18 protein-coding genes and 1 riboswitch are annotated in these 20885 nt (G+C 64.1%); of the genes, 7 read left to right on the top strand and 11 right to left on the bottom strand.

The features are described from left to right. From BRAS3843_RS04325 to BRAS3843_RS41320, 6 genes are all read right to left on the bottom strand, one after another. A partial coding sequence (locus BRAS3843_RS04325) for a phosphomethylpyrimidine synthase ThiC (RefSeq protein ID WP_035980801.1) occupies positions 1-1099 on the bottom strand: 1099 nt, incomplete at its 3' end. 175 nt (positions 1100-1274) lie between these two features. After that, positions 1275-1883, bottom strand: coding sequence for a thiamine phosphate synthase (locus BRAS3843_RS04320; RefSeq protein ID WP_008967511.1), 609 nt, complete (start codon positions 1881-1883; stop codon positions 1275-1277). After that, a complete protein-coding gene (locus tag BRAS3843_RS04315) occupies positions 1870-2652 on the bottom strand; it encodes a thiazole synthase (protein WP_008967510.1) in 783 nt (260 codons plus the stop codon). Before BRAS3843_RS04315 ends, BRAS3843_RS04320 begins: the two co-directional genes overlap by 14 nt. A 331-nt stretch (positions 2653-2983) precedes the next feature. Continuing rightward, positions 2984-3181 (bottom strand): sulfur carrier protein ThiS, encoded by a 198-nt coding sequence (gene thiS, locus BRAS3843_RS04310; RefSeq protein ID WP_008967509.1) that lies wholly within the window; start codon positions 3179-3181, stop codon positions 2984-2986. Further along, entirely contained in the window at positions 3172-4188 is a 1017-nt protein-coding gene (locus BRAS3843_RS04305) for an FAD-dependent oxidoreductase (RefSeq protein ID WP_008967508.1), read from the bottom strand. Before BRAS3843_RS04305 ends, thiS begins: the two co-directional genes overlap by 10 nt. Further along, positions 4176-4285, bottom strand: a riboswitch (TPP riboswitch). It overlaps the preceding gene by 13 nt. A gap of 63 nt (positions 4286-4348) precedes the next feature. Beyond that, positions 4349-5281: a lytic transglycosylase domain-containing protein gene (locus BRAS3843_RS41320; protein ID WP_008967507.1), complete on the bottom strand. Its 933-nt coding sequence runs from the start codon at positions 5279-5281 to the stop codon at positions 4349-4351. 207 nt (positions 5282-5488) lie between these two features. On the opposite strand from BRAS3843_RS41320, the gene BRAS3843_RS04295 reads away from it, so the two are divergent. Both BRAS3843_RS04295 and BRAS3843_RS04290 read left to right on the top strand, forming a co-directional pair. Then, positions 5489-6985 carry a hypothetical protein gene (locus BRAS3843_RS04295; protein WP_008967506.1) on the top strand — a complete coding sequence of 499 codons (1497 nt, stop codon included), beginning with the start codon at positions 5489-5491 and terminating at the stop codon, positions 6983-6985. A gap of 529 nt (positions 6986-7514) precedes the next feature. Further along, a complete protein-coding gene (locus BRAS3843_RS04290) occupies positions 7515-8045 on the top strand; it encodes a PRC-barrel domain-containing protein (RefSeq protein WP_008967504.1) in 531 nt (176 codons plus the stop codon). A 148-nt stretch (positions 8046-8193) separates the two neighbouring features. Here the strand turns inward: BRAS3843_RS04290 and BRAS3843_RS04285 are convergent, their stop codons facing one another. Continuing rightward, complete coding sequence (locus BRAS3843_RS04285) at positions 8194-9513, bottom strand: ATP-binding protein (RefSeq protein ID WP_008967503.1); 1320 nt, start codon at positions 9511-9513, stop codon at positions 8194-8196. 186 nt (positions 9514-9699) lie between these two features. Further along, positions 9700-10443 carry a response regulator gene (locus BRAS3843_RS04280; RefSeq protein ID WP_008967502.1) on the bottom strand — a complete coding sequence of 248 codons (744 nt, stop codon included), beginning with the start codon at positions 10441-10443 and terminating at the stop codon, positions 9700-9702. Positions 10444-10784: 341 nt separating this feature from the next. Here BRAS3843_RS04280 and BRAS3843_RS04275 point away from each other — a divergent pair, with 341 nt between their 5' ends. Then, on the top strand, positions 10785-11423 hold the full coding sequence (locus BRAS3843_RS04275; RefSeq protein WP_008967501.1) for a GNAT family N-acetyltransferase: 639 nt from the start codon (positions 10785-10787) through the stop codon (positions 11421-11423). A gap of 64 nt (positions 11424-11487) precedes the next feature. On the opposite strand, the gene BRAS3843_RS04270 is transcribed toward BRAS3843_RS04275, so the two are convergent. Further along, positions 11488-12705, bottom strand: a complete 1218-nt coding sequence (locus BRAS3843_RS04270; RefSeq protein ID WP_008967500.1) for an ABC transporter substrate-binding protein — start codon at positions 12703-12705, stop codon at positions 11488-11490. A 669-nt stretch (positions 12706-13374) separates the two neighbouring features. Between BRAS3843_RS04270 and BRAS3843_RS04265 the strand changes: the two genes are divergently transcribed. Then, the gene (locus BRAS3843_RS04265) at positions 13375-14913 is read left to right on the top strand and encodes a porin (protein WP_008967499.1); all 1539 of its coding nucleotides are present in this window, start codon (positions 13375-13377) and stop codon (positions 14911-14913) included. Between the two features lie 124 nt (positions 14914-15037). Here BRAS3843_RS04265 and BRAS3843_RS04260 read toward each other — a convergent pair whose 3' ends face one another. Both BRAS3843_RS04260 and BRAS3843_RS04255 read right to left on the bottom strand, forming a co-directional pair. Beyond that, positions 15038-16672, bottom strand: coding sequence for a DUF4403 family protein (locus BRAS3843_RS04260; protein WP_008967498.1), 1635 nt, complete (start codon positions 16670-16672; stop codon positions 15038-15040). 467 nt (positions 16673-17139) lie between these two features. Next, positions 17140-17838 carry a L,D-transpeptidase gene (locus BRAS3843_RS04255; protein ID WP_008967497.1) on the bottom strand — a complete coding sequence of 233 codons (699 nt, stop codon included), beginning with the start codon at positions 17836-17838 and terminating at the stop codon, positions 17140-17142. 320 nt (positions 17839-18158) lie between these two features. Here BRAS3843_RS04255 and BRAS3843_RS04250 point away from each other — a divergent pair, with 320 nt between their 5' ends. The 3 genes from BRAS3843_RS04250 (at position 18159) to BRAS3843_RS04240 (ending at position 20793) form a co-directional block, all read left to right on the top strand. Next, positions 18159-19214: a glycosyltransferase family 1 protein gene (locus tag BRAS3843_RS04250; RefSeq protein WP_008967496.1), complete on the top strand. Its 1056-nt coding sequence runs from the start codon at positions 18159-18161 to the stop codon at positions 19212-19214. Between the two features lie 49 nt (positions 19215-19263). Next, a complete protein-coding gene (locus BRAS3843_RS04245) occupies positions 19264-19953 on the top strand; it encodes a methyltransferase domain-containing protein (protein ID WP_085966911.1) in 690 nt (229 codons plus the stop codon). Between the two features lie 198 nt (positions 19954-20151). Then, positions 20152-20793 (top strand): hypothetical protein, encoded by a 642-nt coding sequence (locus BRAS3843_RS04240; protein ID WP_008967494.1) that lies wholly within the window; start codon positions 20152-20154, stop codon positions 20791-20793. The last annotated feature ends 92 nt before the right edge of the window (positions 20794-20885 follow it).

The raw sequence follows: 20885 nt of genomic DNA, 5'->3' as shown, positions 1-20885 counted from the left end.
TGCGCATGATGTCGCAGATCTCCTCGAAATGGGTGTAGAGGAAGCTCTCCTTGTGATGCGCGAGGCACCACTTGGCCATGATCGAGCCGCCGCGCGAGACGATGCCGGTGACGCGGTTGGCGGTAAGGTGGATGTAGGCGAGGCGCACGCCGGCGTGGATGGTGAAATAGTCGACGCCCTGTTCGCACTGCTCGATCAGCGTGTCCTTGTAGAGCTCCCAGGTCAGCGCGACCGGATCGCCGTTGCACTTCTCCAGTGCCTGGTAGATCGGCACGGTGCCGATCGGCACCGGCGCGTTGCGCAGGATCCATTCGCGGGTGGTGTGGATGTTGCGGCCGGTGGAGAGGTCCATCACGGTGTCGGCGCCCCAGCGGATCGCCCACACCATCTTGTCCACTTCTTCCTCGACCGACGAGGTCACCGCCGAGTTGCCGATATTGGCGTTGATCTTGGTCAGGAAGTTGCGGCCGATGATCATCGGCTCCAACTCGGCGTGGTTGATGTTGGAGGGGATGATGGCCCGTCCGCGCGCGATCTCGTCGCGCACGAACTCGGGCGTGATGAAGGCGGGCACCGCGGCGCCGAAGCTCTCGCCGTCGGCGAGCGCGGCTTCGGCACGCTCCAGCTGCTTCTTGCGGCCGAGATTCTCACGCTCGGCGACGTAGATCATCTCCTTGGTGATGATGCCGGCGCGGGCGAATTCGAGCTGGGTCACCTTGTGGCCGTCGAGCCCGCGCAGCGGCTTGTGATAGGCCGAGAAGGCGCGCGCGGCATGGTCCGCGCCGACATTGCCGTTGTCCTCCGGCTTGATGATGCGGCCGTCATATTGCTCGACGCCGCCGCGCTCGAGCACCCAGGCCTGGCGGTTGCGGGCAAGGCCAGCATTGACGTCGATCGTGACATCAGGGTCGGTGTAGGGACCGGAGGTGTCGTAGACCGGCAGGTTCGGCTCGGCAGCGGCGTCCGAGAGGATGATCTCGCGCAAGGGAACGCGCAGGTCGGGCGCTGCGTCCGGCGCCGCATAGATCTTGCGCGAGGAGGGCAGAGGACCGGTGGTGACGGCGGGCACTGTGCTGTCAGGATTGGAGCGGATGTTCATGGAGTCCTCCTTACACTCGGCGTCGTTCCGGACGGGCCGCGGCACGCGGGCCGATCCGGAACCTCGAGGTTGTTGTGCGAGATTCCGGGTTCGCGCTGCGCGCACCCCGGAATGACGCTGGTGGTTGTTGCGGCCTTGTAGTCACACTCATAGTCATTCGCAAAAACGGGGCGCATTACGCCGTCTCCGCGGTCAGTTCGAGCCAGGCGCGCACGCGTGCGTCGGGATCGGGGTTCTGCGTGACGTCGGAGACGACGGCGATGGAATCGGCGCCGGCGGCGAAGATGTCGGCGGCCTGCTCCAGCTTGATGCCGCCGATCGCGACCAGCGGAATATTGCCGATGCGCCGCTTCCACTCGGTGATCTTTGGAATGCCCTGCGGCGCGAAGCGCATCGATTTCAGCGTGGTCGGGAAGATCGGCCCGAGCGCGATGTAGTCCGGCTCGGCGGCCAGCGCGGTCGCGAGTTCTTCGTCGTCATGGGTCGAGAGGCCGAGCGTCAGCCCCGCCTGCCTGATCGCTACGACGTCGGCGTCGGCCAGATCCTCCTGGCCGAGATGGAGATGCTCGGCGCCGGCGACAACCGCGGCGCGCCAGTAGTCGTTCACGATCAGCTTGGTCTTGGTGCCCTTGGTGATGGCGAGCGCGTCGGTGACGATCTGCAGCGCCTCGCCGTCATTGAGGTTCTTGGCGCGCAGCTGCACCGTGCCGACGCCCAATTTGGTCAGGCGCTCGACCCAGGCGAGCGTATCGACGACGGGGTAGAACTTATCAGGATACGGCATGCCAGAACGGGGTCCCAACTACGGGGGTTGAGGGCGAGGCGAAGTCGCGGGCCTCCATCAGCCCGGCCTCGTAGGCGGTGCGGCCGGCCTCACAGCCGAGCCGGAAGGCGCGCGCCATCACCACCGGATCGGCGGCCTTGGCGATCGCGGTGTTGAGCAGCACAGCGTCATAGCCGAGCTCGAAGGCTTCGGCCGCGTGGCTCGGCGCGCCAAGGCCGGCGTCGACCACCAGCGTGATGTCGGGCAGCCGGTCGCGCAGCAGCTTGAGCGCGTCGCGGTTGATGATGCCTTTTGCAGAGCCGATCGGTGCCGCCCAGGGCATCACCACCCGGCAGCCGGCATCGACCAGCCTTGTGGCGACGGAGAGATCCTCGGTGCAATAAGGAAAGACCTCGAAGCCGTCCTTGCTGAGGGCGTTGGCGGCCTCGACCAGGCCGACCACGTCGGGCTGTAGCGTATCGTTATCGGCGATGACTTCGAGCTTGATCCAGTTTGTGCCGAATAGCTCGCGCGCGAGCTTGGCCGTGGTGACTGCTTCGCGCACGCTGCGGCAGCCGGCGGTGTTCGGCAGCACGCTCACGTCGAGCTCGCGCACCAGCTTCCAGAATGCATCGCCGGTCTTGCCGCCAGCGGATTCACGCCGCAGCGACACCGTGACGATCTGCGCCCCCGAGGCGCGGATCGCATCCTGCATGATCGCAGGCGAGGGGTAGAGCGCCGTGCCGATCAGGAGGCGGGAGGTGAAGGTCTTGTCGTAGAAGGTCACCATGGGAATAGTCTCTCCCCGAATGCGCCGGTCATCCCCGCGGGGATCCAGTATTCCAGAGACGGCTCAGTCGAGCAGATGGGCCGCGGCGGGCTGGATCGCCCGGTCAAGCCGGGCGATGACGGTTGTGAGTAAAGCGTACGCGATGATGTGCTGGACGCAGCCACACGACGGATGTCGTCCCGGCGAACGCCGGGACCCATACCGCGCGATGTCGCGATCGGGCAGAGCGGCAGATGTCGAGCGTTACGACGCTGGCCGGTGGTTATGGGTCCCCGCGTTCGCGGGGACGACAGTTGAGTGTGACGTGCGAGCGAGTGTCCCATCACAATCGTCACCCTCCCTGCCGCGGGGTGATGATCTCGATCTCGTCACCGGCCTTCAGCGCCGTCTCGGCCCAGCAGCTTTTCGGCACCACGTCGTAGTTCAGCGCGATGGCGAAATGGGTGCCTTCGTAGTCGAGCTCGCTGAGCAGCGCGGCGACCGAGGTCGACGAGATGTCGCGCGCCTCGCCGTTGACGGTCACACGCATCGCATCACCTCATTGTCGATCTGGCCGTGCGCGACATAGTTCAGCGTCGCCTGCGCCAGGGCCGGCGCGATCAGGAAGCCGTGGCGATAGAGGCCGTTGACGCGGATCTCGTGCCCGTCCTTGATCGTAATGCGCGGCAGATTGTCGGGATAGGCGGGGCGCAGGCCGGATCCGAATTCGAGAATGCGCGCCTCGCCGAAGGCGGGGTGTACCGAATAGGCGGCGCCCAGAAGCTCCAGCGCCGAGCGCAAGGAGACGCCGGTGTCCTCGGCCTCGAGCGAGGTCGCGCCCAGCATGAACAGATTGTCGGCGCGCGGGATCAGATAGAGCGGCCAGCGCGGATGCATCAGCCGCACCGGCCGCGCAAGCTGCACCTCCGAGGTCTCGATCAGGATCATCTCGCCCTTGACGCCGCGCAGCTCCGGCTCGAGGTCGCGCGCGTCCAGCCCGCGGCAATCGATCACCAGCCCCTCGAGATCATCTGCCGTGACATCGCTGTTGAACTTGATGACGCCGCCGGCTTCGATAATGCGCTGGTGCAGCTTGGGCAGCACGCGGCGCGGCTCGACATGACCCTCGGTCGGATAGAACAGGCCTTCGCGGAAGCGGCCTTCCAGCGACGGCTCGAGCGCGGCGAGTTGTGCCGCATCGAGCCGCTGATAACCCGAGGTGCGGCGGGCGAAGCGCTCATAGTCGGCGCGGTCGCGCGCGTGGGCGATCACCAGCGAGCCGTTGAACGGCGTGTCGGGCAGCTCGCGGCGCCACAGCTCGAGCGAGGCGAGGCCAAGCCGGCTGATGACGGGTTCCGAGATCTCGCTCTCGCAATAGGGCGCCAGCATGCCGCCGGCCCAATGGCTGGTTGAGAGCATCAGGTCGGCATCGCTGCGCTCGTGCAGCGTGACGGCGTGACCCGCTTTGGCAAGCAGCAAAGCCTGCCAAGCACCGGCAACGCCCGCGCCGATGATGGAAACGGGGGAATCCCCGCGCGTAATTCTGTTCTGCTGCATCCCTGTCCCTTCGCCGGCATGACCCGGATCAGGTTCAAAGGGTCACCGCACCTACTGCGATATCTCAGCTCCCCTCGGAGCTCCCCTCGGAACGGCGCTAATGTAGACCGATCGCTGCGTCTGTCAACGGACTGTCATGCATGCGGGAACCGCAGAGCGGCTATTTGGCCGCTCCGGCAGACGCATGCTTTGCAGGCTTGGCCGGCAGCGCCTGGGCGACGTGCTTCAGGCTCGCGAGCTTGGGCGTGATATCGAGCGGGGCGTGCAGGCGCTCGGGCCTGCCCGTGGGCAGCGCCTCGGCCAGCCGCTGGCGCTTGGCGACTTCGTAGTAGCCTTTGGCGAAATAATGCACGGCGCGATCATGATCGCCATTGGCGGCCCGATAGGCGCCGGCGAGATACTTCACGCCATAGGTCAGGTTGGTGTTGGGATCGTGCAGGCCCTGCGCATCGCCGGTGTAGCCGAGCCCGCGCGCGGTGCCGAGTTTGATCTGCATCAGCCCGATGCAGCCGCAGCTGCCGACCAGGTCCTTTTGATATTTGCTTTCGCGCACGATCACCCGGTGCACCAGCGCCTCCGGCACATTGTTGGCCTTGGCGTGGACGGCGACCAGGGCGTCGATCTGCGGGTGACCGGTGTTCATATGCGCGGGCTTGACCTCGGCCGCCTTCGGGTCGGCGTCGGTGCGTGCGGCGGCGTCGGGCTTCTCGGTCGCGTTGGCGTCGGCCGATTGCGTCCCGTTGGCGACTGCGTCCGGAGCGGGTGGGTCGGCCGTCTCGGAAGCTGGGGCGCTTGCCAGCGACGTCGATGAGGATGAGATCTCGGCCGTGCTGACGGCCTCGACGGCCTCCGCCTCGCGTGCCGTCTTGGTCACCCCCGTTGTGGTCGGGACCTTGCGCGACGAGGTCTGCGCACTGGCGGTCTTGGCATGTGCCAGTTTGACGGGGGCTGCAACTGCGGCCTTCGCCGCATTGGTCTTGCCCGCCTTGGTAGCAGTCTCGGCCGGGGCGCTTGCATCTTCTGCCGCGTTGGCCGGCGCAGCACCTGCGATCGCGAGGCCTGCGAGCCAGGCCGACAGCACAAGACGTTTCATCGTTCAGGATCCCCCGAGAACACCCGCGACGCAGCCCCTGGCGGGCATTCATAGTTTACGCACCGTAATTGGCGCAATCGCCGGGCGAGAATATGGCGAAAATCCGGCGCCCCGTCCCGTTCCTGATAAAGGATGGCGACGGATTTACCCCGAATTAGAGCGGGTATGATTGGCTTCGCCGCGGTTTCCTCCAGGGGTCCTCGCGCGATGACGCTCTCTGTTACCCATACCGACGCGATGGCCCAGCCGGCGCGCGGGTTGTTACCGCTCTGGGTCGGCGCGGGCGTCTATGCCTTGCTGCTGATCTCCGGCAACCGCCTGCTCAACGACCCCGATACGCTTTGGCAGATCACGGTCGGGCAGTGGATCCTCGATCATCACGCGGTGCCGACCACCGACGTCTATTCCTTCACCATGCGCGGGGCGCCGTGGATCTCGACGCAATGGCTGGCGCAGGTCGCCTATGCCGAGGCCTATGCGGCTGCCGGCTGGACCGGGCCCGTGGTGCTGGCGGCGTCCGCGATTGCGCTGGCCTTCGCGCTGTTCGCCCGCTTTCTCAACCGTCATCTGCGCGAGAGCACGACGCTGGTCTTCGTGGTGGCGGCGCTGCTGCTGACGCTGCCGCACCTGTTGGCGCGACCGCATGTGCTGGCGTTTCCGCTGCTGGTGGCATGGATCGCAGGACTGGTCGAGGCCGCCGATCGCGGCCGCGCACCACCGTTTTCTCTCGTGCTGCTGATTGCGCTATGGGCCAATCTGCATGGCGGCTTCGTGTTCGGCCTGATGTTCATCGCGCCCGCGGCGCTGGATGCCGTGGTCAATGCTGAACCTGCGGTGCGCCGCCCTCTCGCGCTGCGTTGGGCGGCCTTCGCCGCACTGGCGCTGCTCGCAAGCTGCGTCACACCCTATGGCTGGAACGCGCTGCTCGCCTCGCAGAAGATTCTCTCGCTCGGCGCCGCTCTGCCGTTGATCGTGGAGTGGAAGCCTGCGGATTTCGGCGGCCTCGGCCCGTTCGAGATCTGCCTGCTGCTGGCGATCGGCTTTTCTCTCTTATATGGCGTGCGCCTGCCGCCGATCCGGATCCTGATGCTGCTCGGGCTGCTGCATATGGCGCTGGCGCAAGGCCGCGCCGCCGAGATCCTGGCCCTGGTCGGGCCGCTCGTGCTTGCCGCCCCCTTGGCGCGGCAGATGGAAAGCGCGGCGAATGACGCAGGCAGCGCAGCCGGCACGCCGCCGCGCCGCGCGGCAGGTATTGCCGTCATGCTCACGCTGATCGCGGCAACCATCGCGTCGGCCACGCTGCTTCATTTCGCACCGAACACCCGCGGCACGCCGATGGCCGCGGTGACCGAGCTGAAGAAGCTGCATCTGACTCGCGTTCTCAACGACTATGATTTCGGCGGCTATCTGATCGCCTCCGGCGTTGCGCCCTTCATCGATGGCCGCACCGAGCTGTATGGCGAAAAATTCTTCGTCGACCATAACGCGGCCTCCGGCCTCATGGAGCCGGACAATCTGTTTCGGCTGCTCAAGGACTACGATATCGAGGCGACGTTGTTGCGCACCCAGAGCGCGGCGACCAAGCTGCTCGACCACATCGACGGGTGGCAGAAGATCTATGCCGACGACATCGCAACTATCCACGTGCGCAACCCGGCCGCCCTCCACAGCGTGGAACCGCCGGTCGAGCCGGTACGCCATTAGTTCCGATTGTCATTAGTTCCATTAGTTAGTGCGAAAACATGAGGCGCGGCGTCGCACATCTGAGAACGTCGTGAAAAAGCCGCGGTTCGGCCGTAGGTTCAGTCAAGCTTCATTAGACAGCAAAACTTACTCATCAAAACTTGTGCCGGGAGGGAGTGCGTCATGACCAGGTCATCCGCCGATCTGTCGAACAACAATCTTTATTCGAGTTTTGTGCGACCTTTCGCGGAACTGCCCCGCAACAACCCCTGTGCACAGTGCGGCACTCCCATCGCGTTACCCGAGTGGGTCGAGCGAACAGAGACCGGCGCGGCCTATCTATGGCACTGCAGCGCATGTGACTACCGCTTCGAAGCGGTCGCAGTGTTTCCCGATGCCCGTAGCAGGCCCCGTGCACTCGCGGCGTAAGACGTGGGTGCGTGCGGCGCACTGAGGCTTGTACGTTGCTTTGCGAAATAAGGGGTTCCCGGGGAACACTGACCGGCCATTGCAGTTTTCTCGTCACCATTTACTGAGAGGGAGACTTCAGATGGTGATGAAGATTGTTGCGGCCGGCCTTGCCGGCTCGTTGCTAGTTGCGAGCGCGGCCTTCGCCGCGGAAACCTCGACCACCACGACGACGACGGTTCGCGGCGATACGACTGCGGCCTCTTACCAGGGCGACTGGCGTGCTTCGAAGCTCTCCGGCGTCAAGGTCTACAACAACAACAATGAGAATATCGGCTCGATCGACGATCTCCTGACCGACAAGGAAGGGAAGATCAAGGCGGTCGTGGTCGGCGTCGGTGGGTTCCTGGGCATGGGCCAGCATCTGGTCGCGATCCCGTTCGACCAGGTGAAGTTCTCCGATCAGCCGGTTGCCGCGAATACGGCGTCGACCGCACCGGCCTCGGGCAACACATCGCCGACGACGCCGCCCTCGAGCACCACCACGGGCGCGGCGACCGGCACCACCTCGTCGAGCACCTCGCATGCGAGCCACTGGTATCCGGATCACGCAATGGTCAATGCGACCAAGGATCAGCTGAAGCAGATGCCCGAGTTCAAGTACTCGGAGTAATCTGGTCAGATCGTTCCAGTTCAATAGAGGCAGCGCGCTCGGCTTTGCCGGGCGCGCTTTCTTCATCGTTGGCTAGCCGATCGAGGTAACCGCAAACTCAGACTTGGCCAAGAAGTCAGACTTGGCGCGACACCGATGGTCGTGGCGATCACGCCGCGGGGCGAAGGCGCTTCTGCTGCGCAGGAAGGCTGATCCGGACGATCAGTCCGTGCGGCCGGCGATCGTGCAATGACAGCTCGCCGCCATGTGCCATCACGATCGATTTCGCGATCGAGAGCCCCAGTCCAAAACCGGTCGCCTCGTCCATGTTGCGGGCATCATCGCCGCGCACGAACGGCTCCAGCATCTGCGGCTTCTGCGCGTCCGAAATGCCGGGCCCGTCATCCTCGACATCGATGATCAACACATCAGGCGCGAGCGCAAGGCGGATGACGGTTTCTGCTCCGTACTTGACGGCGTTCTCGACCAGGTTGGTGACCGTGCGCAACAGATCGTCGGGCCGCACGGTGGCCATGGCGTGATCGGGCCCGGCATAGCACACCTTGTGTCCCATGTCGGTGAACTGATCGGCGACGAGCTGCAGGATGCTTGCGACCTCCACCAGCGTCATCGGTTCAAGCTTGCGGCCGTAGCGCAGGAAGGACAGCACCGAGCCGAGCATCGCATGCATCTGGTTGAGATCGGCGAGCATGCGGCTGCGCTGGATTTCATCCTCGACGAATTCGCAACGCAGCCGCATGCGCGTCAGCGGTGTGCGCAGGTCGTGGCTGATGGCGGCCAGCATCTTGGTCCGGTCGTCGATCAGCGACGTGATGCGCTGGCGCATCCGATTGAGTGCGCGCGCCAGGGAGCGGATTTCCTCCGGCCCGCGCTCGGGCAGCAGAGCGGCCTCGCCGTCGAGGCTGAAGCTTTCGGCGGCCTTGGAGAATGAGCTCAAGGGCGCGGTCAGGGCGCGCGCCGCCCACAAGCCGAGCAGGGTGATGCTGATCAGCGCGAACATCACCGTCGTGAGCCACGGACTGCCCCAGAACGGCGGCCGGTGCGGGCGATTGCCGAACTTTGCGGAGATCATGCTGCCGTCAGGAAAGGCGACGATCGCGCCCTGCCTGTCGCCGCCGAGCGGGAAGACTTCGTAACCAGGCCCAAGCTGCCGAAATCCATGAAAAGGCGGATGTGGTCCGGCGCCGCTCGGCACCGGCCCGGAATAGTCCTTGATATCGAAATCCGGAAAGGCGCGCGCGACGTCTGCCATCACCCGGGGCCGCTCGGACACAGGCGCGTGGCTGACAATCTGGACCACGGTGGCGAGCTGAAACGGCCCGAATTCGTTTTCCGGCTCACGCTGCTCCGCGTGCTGGATGACGAAGACGGCGGTAATGATGAGATGAATCGCGACGATCGAGGCTGCCACCAGCGCCGTGATCTGGCTGCGAATTCCCGTCAGCTTGAGAAAGCTAATCAGCTTCATGGCGGGTGCTTGCGGCTTACTCTCGATGGCGTAGTCCCCCTAGTCTCTCCGCATCTTCGTTCCCGGGACGTCAAATCGAAAGGCGGTACCTGACTTGGTTCTTTAGTACCTTATTGTCGATTCCGAAGTTGGCGCAACTGTGTTGCGGCCATAACCAGCCTGGGAAACCGGGCGAAGCATGCTCCGTCAGTGGCTTTGCGCCGCAGCCGTCACCACATCGACCACGGGCGTGAACATGTAGCCACCGGAGCGCACGGTCTTGATCATGGTGGCTTCCTGCGGATCCGGCTCGATCTTGCGGCGGATGCGGCTGACCAGCACGTCGATTGAGCGCTCGAATGATCCGGCGCTGCGGCCCTGCGTCAGGTCCAGCAGGCTGTCGCGCGACAGCACCCGGCCCGGCCGCTCGCAGAAGGTCCGCAACAGGTCGAACTCGGCGCTGGTCATCGCGACCCGTGCGCCTTCCGGGTTACGCAATTCGCGCAGGCGGAAGTCGATCTTCCAGCCGAGGAATGTCAGTGCAGATGCACCTTCCGTCGCGCTCGCCGTGATCGCCGCGGCCTGCCGGCGCAGCACCGCATTGATGCGGGCAAGCAGTTCGCGCGGATTGAAGGGCTTTGGCAGGTAGTCGTCCGCCCCCATCTCCAGGCCGAGGATGCGGTCGACGTCCTCGCCGCGCGCGGTGAGCATGATGATCGGCACCTGCGATTCCGCGCGCAGCTTGCGGCACAGTGTCAGGCCGTCTTCGCCCGGCAGCATCACGTCCAGAATCAGCAGGTCGACGCGGTGGTCGCCCATGATCCGGCTCATCTCGCGGCCGTCGGTCGCGGTGGTCACGTTGCAGGAATTGTTGCGCAGATATTTCGCGATCAGCGTCCGCGTCTCGCGGTCGTCCTCGACGACAAGAATGTGGGGCGGTGTCTGAGCCATGGCTCACCATTGACCTAAAATTGCGTCGGATTGCGAAGAATTTTGTTACGGATTGTTTCCGTACGGCGGCTCGCAACGTTTTGGCTGGCGGCAGATAACAGGCTGCGTCCATTCGTTGCCAGGATGAGGTGCGTCACGTCAACCCTATCGCGGCAGGCTTGGGCGTTCACCTTAATAGTCGGACATGATCGTCGTCTCGGCCTGCGGCCTCTGACTCAGACATGCAGAGGCTGCCGCCTGATGCATCAGCCGATCTCCCTTGCCAGCGGCGCCCCGCAAGATGCTACCGCAACGGGTGCGGATCGGTATGATGGCCCAGTTCGCACATGATGGAAGCTGAGATGCTGACCGTTCGGCCCTTCCACGCTGACGATCTCGATTCGCTCTACAGGATTTCGCTCGCAACCGGCCTTGCCGGCGACGATGCCTCCCACCTCTATGCCGATCCCAAGCTGATCGGCCACATCTATTCGGCGCCCTACGCTCTGCTCGCACCAGACCTGGCGTTTGTCGTCGAAGACCAGGATGGCGTTGCCGGGTTCGTGGTCGGCACGGCCGATACGGTCGCATGGGAAGACCGGCTCGAACGGCTGTGGTGGCCTTCGCTTCGCGAGCAATATGCCTTGTTGCCTCTGTCCGACCCGGCAAGCCGAAGCCATGATCAGCGACGGATCGCGATGATTCATCGCCCGGCACTGGCGCCGGCCGCGGTCGTCAGCCGATACCCGGCGCATCTGCATCTGAATTTGCTGCCGCGACTCCGCGGACGCGGTATGGGCGCGCGACTTTTTCATCATTGGCTCGCCGCGCTCGGCCGCCATGGCGCAAAGGCGGCACATGTCGCGGTCAACCGCGCCAATTCGCGCGCGCTGCAGTTCTGGAACAGAATGGGCTTTTGCGATCTGCCGCGCGAGAGCCTGCCGGAAGGGCGCACGATCTGGATGGGACGGCCGTCAGCCGTCAGCGCGGGCAAAGAATAAGCGCGCCCATTTGCTGGGCGCGCTGATCCGCGATTCCGTTATCCAGCGGTGACCGCCGGTCTGCTCAGTTCGTCTTCACTAGCGGGCAGCCGCCTTTGTCGAGCGGGCGGAACGCCTCGTCGCCGGGCACCGTCGCGATCAGCTTGTAGAGGTCCCACTCGCCTTTGGACTCCGAGGGCTTCTTGACCTCGAACAGATACATGTCGTGCACCATGCGGCCGTCGATGCGGATCTTGCCGTTCTTGGCGAAGAAGTCGTTCACCGGCGTCGCACGCATCTGCTCCATCACCTTCGGCGCCTCGTCGGTGCCGATCGCCTCGATCGCCTTCAGGTAATGCATCGTGGCCGAATACAGTCCTGCCTGGATCATCGTCGGGATGTGCCCGACGCGGTCGTTGAAGCGCTTGGAGAAGGCGCGGGTCTCATCGTTCATATCCCAGTAGAATCCGTCGGTGACGATGAGCCCCTGGGTCGCATTGATGCCGAGCGAATGCGTATCGGTGATCTCCTGCAGCAATGCGATCATCTTCTGGCCGGCCTGGCTGATCCCGAATTCGGAGGCCTGCTTCAACGCGTTCTGGGTGTCGCCGCCGGCGTTGGCGAGCGCCACGACCTTGGCCTTGGAGGCCTGCGCCTGCAGCAGGAAGGACGAGAAATCGGAATTGTTGAGCGGATGGCGCACGTCGCCGAGCACCTTGCCGCCGCTTTCCTTGACCACGTTGGCTGCGTCGCGCTGCAGCGCCTGGCCGAATGCATAGTCAGCGGTGATGAAGAACCAGGTGTCCTCGCCGCGCTTGACCATCGCCTTGCCGGCGACGTTGGAGAGCGCATAGGTGTCATAGGTCCAGTGCACCGTGTTCGGCGAGCATTGGCTGCCGGTGATGTCGGAGGAGCCGCCGCCGGAATTGATGTTGATCTTGTTCTTCTCGCGCGTCAGCGCCGAGACCGGCAGCGCGACCGAGGAGGTCGGGACGTCGAAGATGGCGTCGACCTTTTCATTGTCATACCAGTTACGCGCGATGTTGACGCCGACGTCCGGCTTGTTCTGGTGGTCGGCCGAGACCACGACGACCGGTTTGCCCCTGACCTTGGCGCCGTAGTCCTCCACGGCCATCTGCACCGCCGCGAGCGAGCCCTTGCCGGTGGCGTCGGCATAAAGGCTGGACATGTCCGTGAGCACGCCGATCTTGACGACATCGTCGGAAATGGTCTGCGCCCGGGCCGGCGCGCATAAGGCGGCAAGCGCAAACATGGCGATGACGGCCTGGGCCGTGGATTTCATGTGTTTCTCCCTGATGTGCTCTTTTTGAATGTTTTGGCTGAGCAGCAGGGATTTTAGCCGGCCTCGAGGTTCCGTGCAAAGCCAAACGGTCGGCAAAACGCCCGGCGCCACCCGAAGCGGCTCCGACATCTGCCATTGTCCGGCCCCGCTGGGAGCCGGCCGCGCTCGGTGCAGATCGGCAACCTCCCGGAATCCGGGCGCCGGCTGAGCCGTCCTCATGTGACAAGGCGTTTGTGTTGCGCGCCTCGTGCTCCGGCGCGCGACTCGCGAATCGGTCGCGCGGCAGGTTGTGGCGGTATCGTTTGCCTACAAACAAGTTGTCAGCTTTTCAAATTCGCTGAGTTGGTCAGTGTTATTAGTTAGAGATCCACTCGCGTCATCTGCGAATAGACGTAGGAATCCTCCATTCATGGTAGCAAGGCATGCGCTGCTGCATGACGTTGTTGCGTAGATCGCGCGCATGTTTCCGTTTTCGCGATTTGTTGATCGCAATGTTTCAGGCGTAACGGCTTCGCTATTTTATATGATGGTTATCATTTGATAAATAAGGCCACATTTCGCGCAGGTGCTGTCCGAAACGTGGGGGAGTGCAGGCACGAAGTTCGCTGAGCAAGAGGCGGGCGCGCGGGGGTTCGCGCGGATCGCCGATCAAGTTGGAGATTTTCTCAAATGAAGACGATTCGGGGCCTGCTTCTGGGTTCAGGAGCAGTGATATTTGCAGCTGCGGGGGCTCAAGCTGCCGACCTTCCTTTGAAGGCCAAGGCAGTCGAATATGTGAAGGTGTGCTCGCTCTACGGCGCGGGATTCTATTACATTCCGGGAACCGACACCTGCATCAAGCTCGGCGGCTATCTGCGTGCCGAGACGGCGCTGTGGACCAACAGCAACTATGGCGGCGCCTATAACGCGCAGGCCGGCGCCCAGAACCGCCTGAGCAACCACTATCAGGCCCGTTCGCGCGAAGATTTCAACATCGACACGCGGACCGCGACCGAATATGGCGTGGTGCGCACCTATTTCGATGCGGTGTTCACCTGGACCTCGGGCACCTATAGCGGCGTCGGCAACGGCGCGACCCAGTATTCGACCGGCGCAGCCAATTCGGCCGGCCTGACCTCGTTCAACAATCTCAGCAATGACGGCATCTCGGGCGGTACGCTCGGTGTCTATTATGCCTTCATCCAGTTCGCCGGCTTCACCATGGGTAAGGCGGTGTCGCAGTTCGACGCGCCCTGGACCAACTATCCGTCTAACAATTTCGACGGCCTCGTCGGCGGCGGCGGCACCGTCAACGGTGTCAATCAGTTCACCTATACGGCTGACTTCGGCCAGGGGATCACCGCGGCGATCTCGGCGGAGGATCAGGCTCAGTTCTTCACCAGCAACATCTGGAACACGTCCGGCATCACCGCCAGCGGCGTGCTGAGCGGAACCTACGGGTTGAACGCCATCGGCGGCACCGTCGCGCCCGACATCATCGGCATGGTGCGCGTCGACCAGGCCTGGGGCCTGTTCCAGGCGTCGTTCGCCGCGCACGACAACCACGCGGCCTACAACGGCGTGACCGAAAGCACCGGTCACCCCGAGGACAAATGGGGCTGGGCTGCGCAACTCGCCCTGTCGATCAAGAATATCCCGACCGGCGCCGGCGACACGCTCAATATCCAGGGCGTCTATACGGATGGTGCGAGCCGCTACAACTTCCAGAGCTTGGCCAACACCTCCTACGCGATGTATGGCGGCTCGAACTTCGCCTATCAGAGCCTCGGCTTCGCCGGTGTGGCTGATGCGGTGTTTGCGCCCGGACGCGGTCTCTCCACCGTGCAGACCTGGGGCATGCGCGGCGGCTTTACCCATAACTGGGATCCGCACTGGAACAGCGGCCTCTACGGCGCCTACGCCCAGGTGCGCTATGGCAGCACCGGCTCCGCGCTGGTCTGCGCTGGCATTGCCGCGAGCGGCGTGCTGTCCGCCGGTTCAACCTGCAACCCGGACTTCAACATCGCCCAGGTGGGTCTGATCACGCGTTGGACCCCGGTGAAGAACCTGACCTTCTCGGCCGACGTGACCTACAGCCATCTCGACCAGAAGTTCTCCGGCACGGCGATCGCACCGACGGTGGCGAGCGTTGCCAAGCCGGCAGCCACTTACGAGCTCAAGGACCAGGACACCGTGAGCTTACTGCTCCGCGCTCAGCGGAATTGGTGAAGTTGACCTGTTAAACCTCCAACACACCACGGACCTCCGGCGATGCCCCGCCGGAGGTTTGGGTCGTTTGCGGGATGCGCAACCGGCTCGCGCCTTTATTTCAGCTCGGCCGACGATATCTCGGCTACAGCGCCGGCAGCGCATTGATGCGGACGGTCATCGTCCCCTCTGCCGAGGCGATCACGCGAAGAACAGTCGCGTCGAAGGCGATATCGGTCAAAGTCAGATTGTTGATGTCGGTGTCGACACGGATGCTGCTGTCGTTCTTTTGAAACTCGGCAATCGAGGCGCCGATCCGCTCGCGCAGATTGTCCGCGAACGGTTTCAGGTCGATCACGGATTTTTCCAGCAGCGCCTGCTGCAGATGCGGCACCGCGGCGCGCGCGGCGGCGCCCAGTAGCCCGAACGCGGCATCCGATTCGACTGCGAGCTGCAGGTCGGCCAGTTGCAGGATCTGGCGGTTCTGATCGAGCAGCGGACGGCCCCAGATGTGCAGGGTGGCGTCGGCGCCGAAGCCGAGGAAGCTGGTCTTCTCCTTGGCCCTGACCTGGAGCGAGATCAAAAGCCGATTGCCCGACGGTGTCACGCTCGCATGCTTGACGGTGACCGCGACCTGACCCGAGCCATCCTCCGGAAAGGTGCGGCCGGCCAGCTGGCTGTCCACCAGCTTGTTCAGCTCCGTGAACGGCACATCGATCGGCACGGCGACGCTGACACCGCCCGATGTCGGCGGGATCACGCTGATCTTGTCCGGGAACGGGCAGTCGGGCTTGGTCTCGGTCGGCGTCACCCGCGTCTCCGCCTCGATCCCGATCACGGCAGTCACGGCATTGGCGTCGACAGTGGGCTGTGCGGCCAGCGCGCGCGTCGGCTTGATCTCGAGCCAGACAGCGGGCAGGCCGGGCGCGGAGCCCTGCAGCGGCACCGAGCGGCAGGCCCTGATCCATTGCGCATGCGCGTTGCGCATCAGGGTCTGGTCCTTGCGGATCCGCTCGGCGAGCTGGTTGAGCTGTTCGCCCACGGTCTTGTCGATCACGGGCTTGACCTGGGCCGGCACGTTGACGCGGGCGCCGGCGACCGACAGCGTGGTGTCGCCGAGATTGACCTGGGCGCCGAAATTGGGCTCCAGAAACCACCCCGCTGCCAGGCGCGGCCGCATGCTGATGATCACATTGCCCTTGATCTCGGCGGTTGCGTTCAGGTTCTTGATGTTGATGGCGCCAACCTTGTTGGCGGCGTCAGCGCCCAGCAGGCTGCCGATGGCATCACTGACCGCCCCGGTCGCTTTCCCCGACAGCGATCCCGTGACGTTGAGCTTGCCGGTCAGGGGCGTCGCCAGCGACAGCGTATCCTGGGCGCCGGTGGCGGCGATCGCGCCGCGCGAAGCGGTCCAGCCGATATCGGCATTCTGCAAGAGCTGAGCGGCAGGATTGTCCGCCTTGCCGGCAAAGCTGCGCGGTGTGGCCTTCTCGGCGACGTCGCGGATCGTGCTCAAGGCAATCGACACCGGCGCCATGATGATCGAGCTTTTCGTGACCGGTGGCAGCGGCGTGAGCGCGGCGATCGGCGGCGTCGGCGTCGTGCGGCCGACCGATATCAGCTCCAGCGCAATGACCCCGACCAGAACCAGCGCGGTGGCTCCGGCTGCCACGGTCAGGATGAGCTTGAGCCGTCCCGGAGCGCCCGGTGGCCGCTGGGACCTGGGCGCGAGCGGATGCGGCTTGCGCTGCCAATCGGGGCGCGGCGTCGGGGGCTTCATTGTCAGTCTCAAATCTCCGCCGGATCACGGGCGCCCGCAGGCTCTCTGGCTCCGGGCTGGCGGCAGCGCAAGTCAGCCGGAGTGAGATCCGTAGGGTCGAACGACCAAGTTTATAGGGGGGAGGACGGCAGCGCCAGACCGGCCGGGCGCGGGATCCGGGTCAATCGGCCGTGATGGGACGAGGTCCGCGTTTCGACATATTTGGCAACAGGCGGCGGTTGGTCCGGCGTGTGTCATGGCCACATTTGCAGCGCCAACCTCGCCGTTATCTGCCGTCCTTCCCGGGCAGCCCGCGCGACGAAATGGCAAAGCCATTTTGTGCGCAGGGCTGAGCCCGGAATCTCGAGATGCTCAGGTGCGCAGTTGCGCACCAGAGTTCGATGCTGTCGCATCGCCCGGGAATGACGGTGAAGCGGGCCAAGTCTCGCGCTTGTGACGTAACAAGACGAACAACGCCGGCAAAGCTCTCAGCGCACGGCCTTGCCGAGATCGGCGCGGCGCTCCATCGGCAGCACGATCACCTTGGTGCCGACATTGACGCGCGAATAGAGGTCGATCACGTCCTGGTTGGTCAGGCGGATGCAGCCGGACGACACATGCGTGCCGATCGTCTCCGGCGCGTTGGTGCCGTGGATGCGGTACACGGTGCCGCCGAGATACATCGCGCGCGCACCGAGCGGGTTGCCGGGACCGCCGGCCATTTGGCGCGGCAGATAGGGCTGGCGCGCGATCATCTCCGGCGGCGGGGTCCAGTCCGGCCACTCGGCCTTCTTGGTCACCGACTGCACGCCGGACCAGGTGAATCCGTCGCGGCCGACGCCGATGCCATAGCGGATCGCCCGGCCGCCTCCGGTGACGTAGTAGAGATAGGTGTTGGGAGTATCGATGATGACGGTACCCGGCGCCTCGCGCGTCGCGTAGCTCACAACCTGCCGGCGCAGCCGGGCAGGTAGTTCAGAGGCGGCGCCTTCATCTTCGGATGGTGTGATGATCTGGGGCGCTGCGGCCGGCGGCTCATAGGCGAGCGCGGGCGGCGGCAACAGGAACGGGAAGGGCAGGGCGGCCGGCGGCGCCGCCTGGGCCGGGGTGGAAACGACGGCGATGCCGAGCGCGACTGCGCCGAGAAGGATGCGGGACTGCGAACGGACTGCATCGATGCTGAGCATGGTCGTCCCCCTGTTTGATCGCCCTGATACCGGTTGTTGCCTGACCGGCTGGGCCAATGTCTTTGCCTGTTACCGCTGGTGGCGCATTGAGCCGCGCCTTAATGGCATCGACCTTAGGGAACAAAGGTTTCGGCGTATTTGCATCGCATGCGAAAAACGGTTTCGCGGGCTTAACCGTTTGTTTCATGACGGTTTCGCGACAGATGGCGCCCGACACAGCCGCAAAAAGATTCTTCAACAATTCGATGACGTCACACGTTTGAAATATCAATGTCGGATTTTGCGGCCGTTAAGAATCGTTGCAGCTTTCCGGAACGCTTATGCGGATTTTAATCGCGACCGATGCCTGGCACCCGCAGGTGAATGGTGTAGTACGCACCCTGACCTCGCTGGCACGTGCCGCTGAGACACTCGGCGCCGAGATCACCTTCCTGACGCCGGAGGGCTTCCCGTCGTTCCAGGTGCCGACCTATCCGGGCCTGCGGCTCGCGATCCCCAACCGGCGCGAGATTGCGCGGCGGATCGAGGAGGCGGCGCCGGAGGCGATTCATATCGCGACGGAAGGCACGATCGGCTGGGCCGCCCGCAGCTATTGCCTGCGCAACAAGCTCGCCTTCACCACTTCCTACACCACGCGCTTCCCTGAATATGTGTCGGTGCGCACCGGCATTCCCGACGCGGTCGGTTATTGGGTGATGCGTCGCTTCCACGACGCCGCCGCGATGACGATGGTCGCGACCAACTCGCTGAAGCAGGATCTTGGCCTCCGTGGCTTCAAGCGGCTCGGCTTCTGGACCCGCGGCGTCGACACCAACCTGTTCAATCCGGATGAGCCGGCCACGCTCGATTTGCCGCGGCCGGTGTTCATGACGGTCGGCCGCGTCGCGGTCGAAAAGAATCTCGAGGCGTTCCTGTCGCTCGATCTGCCGGGCTCCAAGGTTGTGATCGGCAACGGCCCGCAGAAGGAAGAGCTCGAACGCCGCTTTCCAAACGCGCATTTCCTTGGCGAGAAGACCGGCAAGGACCTGACCTCGCACATGGCGGCCGCCGACGTCTTCGTGTTTCCGAGCCTCACCGATACGTTCGGCGTGGTGCAACTGGAGTCGCTGGCCTGCGGCACGCCGGTCGCGGCGTTCCCGGTGACGGGTCCGCTCGATGTGATCGCCGACCATCCGATCGGCGCGATCGACAACGATCTGCGTGCTGCGTGCCTGCGCGCGCTGACCATGTCGCGTCAGACCTGCCGGGCGTTCGCCCTCGAGCGTTCCTGGGAAAACAGTGCACGTCAGTTCATCGGCAATCTGGCGGTGCTGCAGCCGAGCCGGGCGTTCCGGCCCGCTCGGGTGGTCACGGCGCAAAGTCCGGTACGCGGCTAAAGGAACCTTCGCGTCCTCAAACCAATTCCAAAGTAAGCGAGATATAAAGATGGCAGAAACGATGAAGCTTGACGGTACACGGGAGCTGGATTTCGACCGCGAGTCGGTCGAGCAGGCCTATGACCGCTGGGCTCCGATCTACGACCTCGTGTTCGGCGGCGTGTTCGAGAAGGGCCGCCAGGCCGCGATCTCCGCCACCAACAAGATGGGCGGTCGCGTGCTCGAGGTCGGCGTCGGCACCGGCATCTCGCTGCCGCTCTACGCGCCTAACGTCCGCGTCTTCGGCACCGATATTTCGGAAGCCATGCTCGCCAAGGCCAAGCGCCGGGTGGCCGAGCAGCGGCTGAAGAACATCGAGGGGCTCGCGGTCATGGACGCCGAGAAGCTCGAATTCTCCGACAACTCGTTCGATGTGGTGATGGCGCAATATGTCGTCACGGCCGTGCCGAATCCGGAAGCCGCGCTGGACGAATTCGCCCGCGTGCTGCGCCCCGGCGGGGAGCTGATTATCCTGACCCGCGTCAGCGCCGACAACGGCCTGCGCCGGGTGATCGAGCAGGCGCTGCAGCCGGTGGTGCGCCGGCTCGGCTTCCGCACCGCTGAATTCGCCTGGTCGCGTTATACCAAGTGGCTGTCGGGCGCGAAGGGCATGGAGCTGGTCGAGCGCCGCCTGATCCCGCCGCTCGGTCATTTCTCGCTGGTTCGGTTCCGCAAGGTCGAACTCGCTGCTGCCGCCTGATACCTGCCGATTCGAGGTCCCCGCGCGCGCCTCCGCACCGGGGACTTCGGATCACGCCGCCTGACGGCGCTCCGGCTGTTCTCTTTCCCCTCAATCTTGTTGTTCGTGTCGCGTCGCGTTGTGTGACATTATGATGATGTCATATGATTTACATCGAATCCCTGTAAACGACTTGCAACTCACTCTTAGGAGCAGGCAATGATCAAGAACTTCCTGGAGCAGCTGCGAATTCAGCGCTGGGATGACCACCGGTACTATCACCACAGCCGCATCAATCAGAGCCTGCACTTCGTCAGCGCAATCAGCTTCATGGTCGCCTATGTCATGATGTGGTTCGATCCCTTGATGTCGGCCCTGATCGGCTGGCTGGTCTCCATGACCTCGCGTCAGGCGGGACACTTCTTCTTCGAGCCCAAGGGCTATGACCACGTCAACCAGGCGACCCACGAGCACAAGGAAGAGATCAAGGTCGGCTACAACCTGCAGCGCAAGGTGGTGCTGATGTCGATCTGGGCCGCGGCGCCGGTGGTGCTCTATCTGCAGCCGAGCTTCTTCGGCCTGCTCAAGCCCTGGGTCTCGGCAATGGACTTCGCCCGCGAGACCGCGAGGCTGTGGCTGGTGATCGGTATCGGCGGTCTCTTGTTCCGCACGGTTCACCTGTTCTTCATCCGCGACGTCGAGACCGGCATCGTCTGGATGACCAAGATCATCACCGATCCCTTCAACGACTTCATGCTCTACCACAAGGCGCCGCTGGCGCTGCTCCGCGGCGAGCTGATCGATCCCGGCCTGCACCTGGTGGAGGAGCATGGCCTCGAGCTCGAGGAACAGCACGCCTGAGTCGACTGAAGTTCTGGATGAAGATGATGCCCGGGCCGGTCCCGGGCATTGTCGTTTTGACTGCTCGCTTTGACCTGCTGTTGTAGTCGCAA

It is taken from the genome of Bradyrhizobium sp. STM 3843 (assembly GCF_000239815.1).
Lineage (GTDB): Bacteria > Pseudomonadota > Alphaproteobacteria > Rhizobiales > Xanthobacteraceae > Bradyrhizobium.
The sequence above is the reverse complement of the archived record's forward strand: the minus strand, read 5'-3'. Positions and strand labels throughout refer to the sequence as shown.

Bases quoted from the DNA above. Each gene is read 5' to 3' on its own strand.
- BRAS3843_RS04320 (WP_008967511.1), bottom strand. From the start codon at position 1,883: ATGCCGTATCCTGATAAGTTCTACCCCGTCGTCGATACGCTCGCCTGG.
- BRAS3843_RS04315 (WP_008967510.1), bottom strand. From the start codon at position 2,652: ATGGTGACCTTCTACGACAAGACCTTCACCTCCCGCCTCCTGATCGGC.
- thiS (WP_008967509.1), bottom strand. From the start codon at position 3,181: ATGCGTGTGACCGTCAACGGCGAGGCGCGCGACATCTCGTCGACCTCG.
- BRAS3843_RS04305 (WP_008967508.1), bottom strand. From the start codon at position 4,188: ATGCAGCAGAACAGAATTACGCGCGGGGATTCCCCCGTTTCCATCATC.
- BRAS3843_RS41320 (WP_008967507.1), bottom strand. From the start codon at position 5,281: ATGAAACGTCTTGTGCTGTCGGCCTGGCTCGCAGGCCTCGCGATCGCA.
- BRAS3843_RS04295 (WP_008967506.1), top strand. From the start codon at position 5,489: ATGACGCTCTCTGTTACCCATACCGACGCGATGGCCCAGCCGGCGCGC.
- BRAS3843_RS04290 (WP_008967504.1), top strand. From the start codon at position 7,515: ATGGTGATGAAGATTGTTGCGGCCGGCCTTGCCGGCTCGTTGCTAGTT.
- BRAS3843_RS04285 (WP_008967503.1), bottom strand. From the start codon at position 9,513: ATGAAGCTGATTAGCTTTCTCAAGCTGACGGGAATTCGCAGCCAGATC.
- BRAS3843_RS04280 (WP_008967502.1), bottom strand. From the start codon at position 10,443: ATGGCTCAGACACCGCCCCACATTCTTGTCGTCGAGGACGACCGCGAG.
- BRAS3843_RS04275 (WP_008967501.1), top strand. From the start codon at position 10,785: ATGCTGACCGTTCGGCCCTTCCACGCTGACGATCTCGATTCGCTCTAC.
- BRAS3843_RS04270 (WP_008967500.1), bottom strand. From the start codon at position 12,705: ATGAAATCCACGGCCCAGGCCGTCATCGCCATGTTTGCGCTTGCCGCC.
- BRAS3843_RS04265 (WP_008967499.1), top strand. From the start codon at position 13,375: ATGAAGACGATTCGGGGCCTGCTTCTGGGTTCAGGAGCAGTGATATTT.
- BRAS3843_RS04260 (WP_008967498.1), bottom strand. From the start codon at position 16,672: ATGAAGCCCCCGACGCCGCGCCCCGATTGGCAGCGCAAGCCGCATCCG.
- BRAS3843_RS04255 (WP_008967497.1), bottom strand. From the start codon at position 17,838: ATGCTCAGCATCGATGCAGTCCGTTCGCAGTCCCGCATCCTTCTCGGC.
- BRAS3843_RS04250 (WP_008967496.1), top strand. From the start codon at position 18,159: ATGCGGATTTTAATCGCGACCGATGCCTGGCACCCGCAGGTGAATGGT.
- BRAS3843_RS04245 (WP_085966911.1), top strand. From the start codon at position 19,264: ATGGCAGAAACGATGAAGCTTGACGGTACACGGGAGCTGGATTTCGAC.
- BRAS3843_RS04240 (WP_008967494.1), top strand. From the start codon at position 20,152: ATGATCAAGAACTTCCTGGAGCAGCTGCGAATTCAGCGCTGGGATGAC.